A 7,349-nucleotide genomic window follows, 5' to 3' on the forward strand; every position below is an offset into this window, starting at 1 on the left:
AAGGCGGCAGGGTTTCGCCCATCAGGATCGACGTATTTGTATGGACTGTTATTGGCATAGGCGTACCGATTGAAACTTGATCCGGTATTTCCATCCGTCACCACCGGATCAATGCTCAAAAATCTGCCCGCTACCGGATCATAGTACCGCTGCTGCATGTACACAAGGCCGGTCTCGGAATCATTGACATGGCCGGTAAAGCCGATCGTCGGCACTGCACCCGCCGCCGTATAACCATACGGCTCGTACCTCGTTCTACTGATGATCCCGCCGTTTTGATCAGTGCGCGCGACGGGACTACCCAAGCCATCCGTATGAATGTATTCAACACGCCCAGGAAGCTGTGGCCGCTGAATCGTGATCACAACGTTCGGCGTGTTCTCGCCAAACCACTGTACCATCTCGTGTACCATCCGCCACTGGAAATTGGCCAATCCAGAAGAGGCCGTTGCAGGGACCGTCGCTGTAAAGTTGAATGTGCCAACCCCGCCAGGCAGTACGGTACTTGCCAGTTCAATTCTCGCGGTTCCCCACGTAGTGTTATCCAATAGATTGGCACTACCCAAGCGATAGGGGTTCGCGCCACCGCTCGTCCACGTTGTGGTCCCGACATTTCTCATCGTCACCGAATAGCTGTACGACTGCCCCTGCGTCAAAACCGAGGGTGGTGGTACCTGCGAAACGAACTGGGCGTTGTCGACCAATGCGGGCGGCGCTTGCACCGTGATGGCAACCCCCGGCGTTGTATCGCCGAACCATTGCAAATTTTCGCGCACCATCCGCCATTGAAACGTCTTGGTTCCAAGTACCTCTGCGGGTGGGACCGTTGCCGACACGTTAAACGTGCCTACTGCGCCAGGCGGCACCGGGCCAGCCAGTTCAATCACCGCGCTACCCCATGCCAATCCATTTACGGCTGCAAGGCGGTATGGTGTAGTTCCACCACTGGTCCACGTCGTGGTCCCAATGTTCTTCATCGTTATCGAATAGCTGTACGACTGGCCAGGAATGAGGACCGAGGGCGGCGGCACCTGCGAAACGAACTGAGCGTTGTCCACCAATGCAGGCGCTTGTACCGTAATGGCTACGCCCGGCGTTGTATCGCCGAACCATTGCACATTTTCGCGCACCATCCGCCATTGAAATGTCTTGCTTCCAAGTGCCTCTGCGGGCGGGACCGTTGCCGACACGTTAAACGTGCCTACTGCGCCAGGCGGCACCGGGCCAGCCAGTTCAATCACCGCGCTACCCCATGCCAATCCATTTACGGCTGCAAGGCGGTGTGGTGTAGTTCCACCACTGATCCACGTCGTGGTCCCAATGTTCTTCATCGTTATCGAATAACTATACGACTGTCCAGGAATGAGGACCGAGGGCGGCGGCACCTGCGAGACGAACTGAGCGTTGTCCACCAATGCAGGCGCTTGTACCGTAATGGCTACGCCCGGCGTTGTATCGCCGAACCATTGCACATTTTCGCGCACCATCCGCCATTGAAACGTCTTGGTTCCAAGTACCTCTGCGGGTGGGACCGTTGCCGACACGTTAAACGTGCCTACTGCGCCAGGCGCCACCGGGCCAGCCAGTTCAATCACCGCGCTGCCCCATGCTAATCCATTTACGGCTGCAAGGCGGTGTGGTGTAGTTCCACCACTGGTCCACGTGGTGGTCCCAATGTTTTTCATCGTTATCGAATAGCTGTACGACTGTCCAGGAATGAGGACCGATGGCGGCGGCACCTGCGAAACGAACTGAGCGTTATCCACCAATGCAGGCGCTTGTACCGTAACGGCTAAGCCCGGCGTCGTATCGCCGAACCATTGCACATTTTCGTGCACCATTCGCCATTGAAACGTCTTGGTTCCAAGTGCCTCTGTGGGCGGGACCGTTGCCGACACGTTAAACGTGCCTACTGCGCCTGGCTGCACCGGGCCGGCCAGTTCTATCCGCGCGCCACCCCACGCAAACTCATTTACCGTTGCCAACCGATACGGCGCATTTCCACCACTGGTCCACGTGGTGGTCCCGGTGTTCTTCATCGTGATCGAATAACTGTACGACTGTCCAGGTATGAGGACAGAGGGCGGCGCGACCTGCGACACGAATTGCGCGTTGTCTACCAATTCCGGGGGCGGTGCTTGTACTGTGATTGCTACGTTCGGGGTTGCCTCGCCAAACCATTGCACACCTTCGCGCAACATTTTCCACTGAAATGGATTTGGCCCGAGGGGCGCGGTAACCGGGACCGTCACGGTCAAATTAAAAGTGCCTAAAGCGCCCGGAGGCACGGACGACGCAAGTTCGATTCGGCCCACGCCCCATATATATTCGTATGAATTCCCCAATCTATATGGGTTCGTCCCGGCGCTAGACCACGTCGTGGTCCCGGTGTTCTTCATCGTGACCGAATAGGTATAGGTCTGGCCCCGGATCAGAACTGCCGGCGGTGGAACCTGGGAGATGAACTGCGCGTTGTCCACTGGAACAGGGGGGGGCAACGGTGCAGCCTGCGTGGTCAACGTCGCCTTGACGGAAACAACTCCCTCCGAGTTGTCTGCAACCCACGTGCAGTCCGATGGATATCCAACCCATGCCGCGCTCGCCGTCCCATTTATGGTGCCGGACAATCCGAGGGTCTGACTGTCGGCATAGCCGGTGCCAGATGCGGTGCAATAGAAATCCACCGCCTCTGCATTCCTGCTTACCCATGTGACCGAGTAAGGCTGACCGGCGACCAGCGTAGTCGATGGTGAATACGTGACTTGCAGCGATGGAATTGTTGGTAAGCCGATCGTCGGCTTTGGCGGTACAACAGCCTTCTTCGGCACCCCTGCCTTGATTGCCTGCCCGTGCGCAGAATTTAATCCGACGCCGATCATCAACATGGCAAGCGGCAGGGCACGCCTGACGGAGAAAGTGGCAAATTTGGAAGCAAGCGTCGACATGAACGTGGCCAGTTTGAAGTTGACGGGCGCGGTAATCATGGCTTTACCTCCGCGATCTGATGGCTGTGCAAATAAATGTATTTGGTGCCTGCGCCGCCGGTAGGTGCCGTGTACAACAACTGGCCCGATTGGCTGTACACCGATACCTGGTTGACCCCGTTAGTGCCGACCACGCTCATCCTTCGACCCAGACCGTCATAAAGATAAGTCGCCCGCCCGGCCGCACTTTTCATCCTGTTGCCCAAGTCGAAAGTGAAAGCCTGCGCGCCGCGCTGATTAATGTTCCCTTGGCTGTCGTAGCCAAAGTTGAACGCAAACCCTGCCGTGCCGATAACGCCAGTCAAACGATTCGCTGCATCGAATTGATGCACCATCGTACGGGCAATGCCGGGGCCGCCGGTCAGGTTACTTTTCGTCAGGTTATCGAGTGCATCATAGTCATACAAGGCGTCGCCCCAGACGGCCGGCGCGTTGACCCGCTTCAGTCGGTCCAGACCGTCGTATGTCATCGTACGATTGGTGACGCCCTGCTGTGCGTCGAGGATCGACTGCACGTTGCCGTTCGAGTCAAATGCATAGACATCATTCAGTACGCCTGCATCGCTGGATCGTTCAGGCAGGCCGCGCATGTTCTGGGTAAGGCTGTGCACAATTCCATTGCCGTAGGTAAAACCCTTGATGGCGCCATTAGGGTAGTACGTCACGCCGGTGGCATAAGCACCGACCTTGGTTGGCTCGCCAAGTGCGTTAGGGCTGTAAGCGACAGCGGAATTGTCGGGATACTTCAGCTGTGTGAGTGAAGCGTTGGCATCGTAGGAACGCGTGTGCGTATAGGTGTTGGTAGCGTACGCTAACGTTTCAGTTTCGCTCAACCGGAGATTGTTGTAGGTGTACGTCCAGTTGGCCCCGCCCGAATTGTTTGTCTTGATGAGGCCATCCGGCCAATAGCTACGGGTAATCTCAGGACTCATGTCGCCGTAGCTAGTCTTCAACAGTCGGTTCAACGCGTCGTAACCATATGAGATTCTCTTCATAGGGGGAACAAACTCCCGTTCACAACTTACGGAAGGTAGTGCAAGACCGGTGGCGCGCCACGCGACATTATTAGCAAGATCGTAGTCTTGTATGGTGGAGCCTGTTTCGGGCTCCATAGTTTTGCACAAACGATGCTTCGCGTCGTAGATGTAGCGCCGCGTCACAGACTTTCCACCGCCGCTACGCGTGACGGCCTGTGGCTTACCAAAGACGTCCCGCGTTATCTCGACGGTCACGCCCTCAGGCGCCGAAATACTCGCCACTGCGCCTTCGCTTGGCACGTCAAAGGTCTGGAAAGTCGATGCCGTCGAAAGATTTCGGTTATTTGATGATGTGGTCGTAAAGTTGGCGCCATAGGTATTTGTCGAACTCAGGGCACCCAGTTCACTATCGGTTCGCACAGCCAACGTACGTCCCAGCGCGTCGTATTCGGTGCGAATGCCACCACCGAGCGCAGAAAAATTTCGGACAGGGAAAGCGTTGAAAACGGGATTGCCATTGATGTCAAAAACAGTCTTTGAAAAACGCGACGTTGCAGCTTCATCATTGCGATCATATTTATAGCTTTGTACCCTGCGCATCAATGCGTCGAACAAAACGACCTCCACGCCGTTACCGGTTGAAACGGTCTGCCGCCAGTGGCCTGCGGCCAAATCGTTTTCTGCACTTTGAACCAGGGCGTACGCGATCAGCGTTTTATTCCACGTAACGGCTCCACCCGTCGCCGGCGCGATTTCCGTCAGCCGGTTCATCACGTCGTATTGGTAGCCGGTCATGAGCAGGTTCTGGTCCGTACTCGAACGGATATTGCCCAATGAATCGACGACTCGGCTGATGTTGGTTCCGTCGGCAAAAGTGATGAGCTGTGGAATGCCCCGAACGTAGCTACCAAACGATGTCAGCTGGTTTTTCTCGTCCTTGCTACTAAGGATCGTCCCGTCTGTCTTATAGGCAAAAGTTTGCTGAAGTTTTCCAAACTTGGAAGTAGTTTCGAGATTGCTGGTTGTCGGGTTGTACGTGTTGTAGACCATGTCAACCCCAGTGCCGTATTCCGAAACCTTTTCAACCAGTCCTAACAGCCACTTGTTGTGATTATCAGAAAAGGTGGTGATCTCGCGGCGCGTCGCCCCGGGCGTGCTTTTCCGGGTAACGTCCTTCGCGCGGGCAAAATAATCGAACTCATTAACTTCATAGATGAAATCGACGCCTTGTTGGCGAATGACGCGGCGCTTCAAGGGTGCCGGTCGGCCCAACTGGTCGGCGTCGCCGATTGACGTAGTCTGATATCCCAATATGGTAGGGTAAGGATTGTTGCCGGGCGGCTGGTATGTCAAGTAAGTGCTACGCAACAACGTGTCGCCGTCATAGACATCTGTCTGCTGTAACTGGCCCTCCGTCTCGTCAATTCTGTTGCCGAAGTAATGAACCGTTTTGTCGCCTGAAGGATCGGTAACCGTCACAACCTTGTTGGATGCACACGGGCTGTTGCACGGCGCCCAGCTTGCGTTCGCCGGCCCATAGTCGTAGCTCCACGCGCTCGGTTCGAGTCCGGGCCCGGTGATCTCTTTCTTGGTCAAGGACATCGTGGTGAAATAGCGCGGGCGCATGTTCACCTCGACTACGGTAGCCCCGCTTGGGCTGGAAAGGCGGCAGTCGCGAACAACATTGGAACGTCCATGCAGCGTGGGGGTTAAGGTGAATATTCCTGTGGCGCCCGACGGATGGGTCATGGTGCCGATCAAGCCACCACCTCCGCCACTCGTCTCGTCGCATCCAGGCGGAGCGGAAAAATGGACTTGGTGGAATAAGGATCTGGCCTCGTACAGATTTAACACCGACGCATCCGGCAGCGTCACCTTTTCCAATTCGATTTCGCTGGCGAAAGTGCCCGTTTTGATGTAGTTGTAGGTCCAGGTCCGTGTGCCGCTAGACGTCACTTCGCTTACGGTCTGGATTTGGCGCGACGGCCCGGTAGCACCCGGAACGTAGGTCAACGTGAGCGATCGTCCATCGCTCGCGGTAATGCTCATTAGATTTTCCGGCACAACAGTATCGTAGACATAGTCGACGTAGTTGCCGAACCGGTCGGTGATCCTGGTGGGCAGAATCCAGACGTCGTTGCGGGCAAGTACTCCCACGACGTTTTGATCAACTGTGGGGACATGGATTTGCTCGGTTTCAGCGGCATCGCTTGCACCGATAATTTGAAGCGATGCCGCTACGCTGGGAGAATCCAAGCTTTTGATCAGATTGGGAACCTGGTACTCGACCATCCAGTCAAACTGGTATTTCGTGCCGTCTGGTGAAATCGCCAGGAACCCCTCCCCTGTTCGCTTCTTGATTGTTGAAGCGTTCTTCAGTGAAGGAAGGCAGGAAAAGGACCAAAAGTCGCGGGTAACGACGGGATAAAGGGTCGGCGCGGCCGGCCAACTTGGCGAGCGGTTGTTGGCGCCGTCCCTGAGCAGCATCTGCTGCTCACCGGAGCCAGGAACATAGAGAAAATTGCCGGCCCAAAACTCATCGCCGTCCCAAAAGGACGCATTACTCGTGCCCGACGTGCCTTCCGGGCTTCCGAACGTGGTGCAACGATTGCTCGCCGCACCCTCGCTTGTCCAGCCTTTCCGCGCCGAAAAAACACCATGCACGTGCGGAATATCCAGGTCCCACTGGCCAAAGGGGCGGTCTGTCGCCGCTGGTGCACTGGACCCGGTGCCGACGCGGCGCCCCACAGCAACCGGCAAGGCATTATTACCCTTCAAACTCACATCAACTTGGCGAAACTCCACCGAACCCGTATAGAGATTGACCGTTTCGCCAAAAAGATCGGCGCCGATCCTGGCGATCGCATCCGGCGCCTGAATCTGCTTGATCTGTTCACTGTACGGTACCTCGGCGGCGGCTGTAAAACACGCAAGCATCAACGTGAGGAAGAGCATTCTGGACGGCAATGTTGCGCTTGGCGTAACGTATTTGGAATTGCCGCAAAAAGGCTGACTGCAAGTTGGCATGGGAGCTTTCATAGGAAACAGTGACATAAAACTACGAGTTGCCAGAATACTACCTAGAATGATCGCTGCATGCCATCAAAAACTTATATTTTTATTAATTGTCAGCGGACGCCTTCTCAGCCTCAAAAATATGTTAGCAATTTCACTATTTTTTTCAACACTAACCAAAACCACGCGCCGTGTCGCTACTTGTAAGCTATTTCAGTGACGCCTGCCTGGGGAGATGCGACGGGTGGTGAACGCAATCCACCCAAGTTAGCGATGGGCGTGCACTTCAGTAAATTATTATCGATTTTTTCACAATAACACTTGACATCACCTTAAAATCGCGGCGCCCAGCATGGATTTTTACTATCCCTGC

The 7,349-nt window shown here is 55.5% G+C and carries 2 protein-coding genes; both read right to left on the bottom strand.

The window, feature by feature from the left end; all coding sequences use genetic code 11:
• The coding region (locus tag ACP7D4_RS27150; protein WP_426212472.1) for an RHS repeat-associated core domain-containing protein at positions 1-2,984 on the bottom strand (2,984 nt) is incomplete at its 3' end.
• Positions 2,981-7,000 carry an RHS repeat domain-containing protein gene (locus ACP7D4_RS27155; RefSeq protein ID WP_426212473.1) on the bottom strand — a complete coding sequence of 1,340 codons (4,020 nt, stop codon included), beginning with the start codon at positions 6,998-7,000 and terminating at the stop codon, positions 2,981-2,983. The genes ACP7D4_RS27150 and ACP7D4_RS27155, both read right to left, overlap by 4 nt.
• Positions 7,001-7,349: the final 349 nt, after the last annotated feature.

Origin of the sequence: Massilia sp. TWP1-3-3 (genome assembly GCF_049897805.1) — a bacterium.
In the GTDB taxonomy this organism is placed as follows: Bacteria; Pseudomonadota; Gammaproteobacteria; order Burkholderiales; family Burkholderiaceae_D; genus Telluria_A.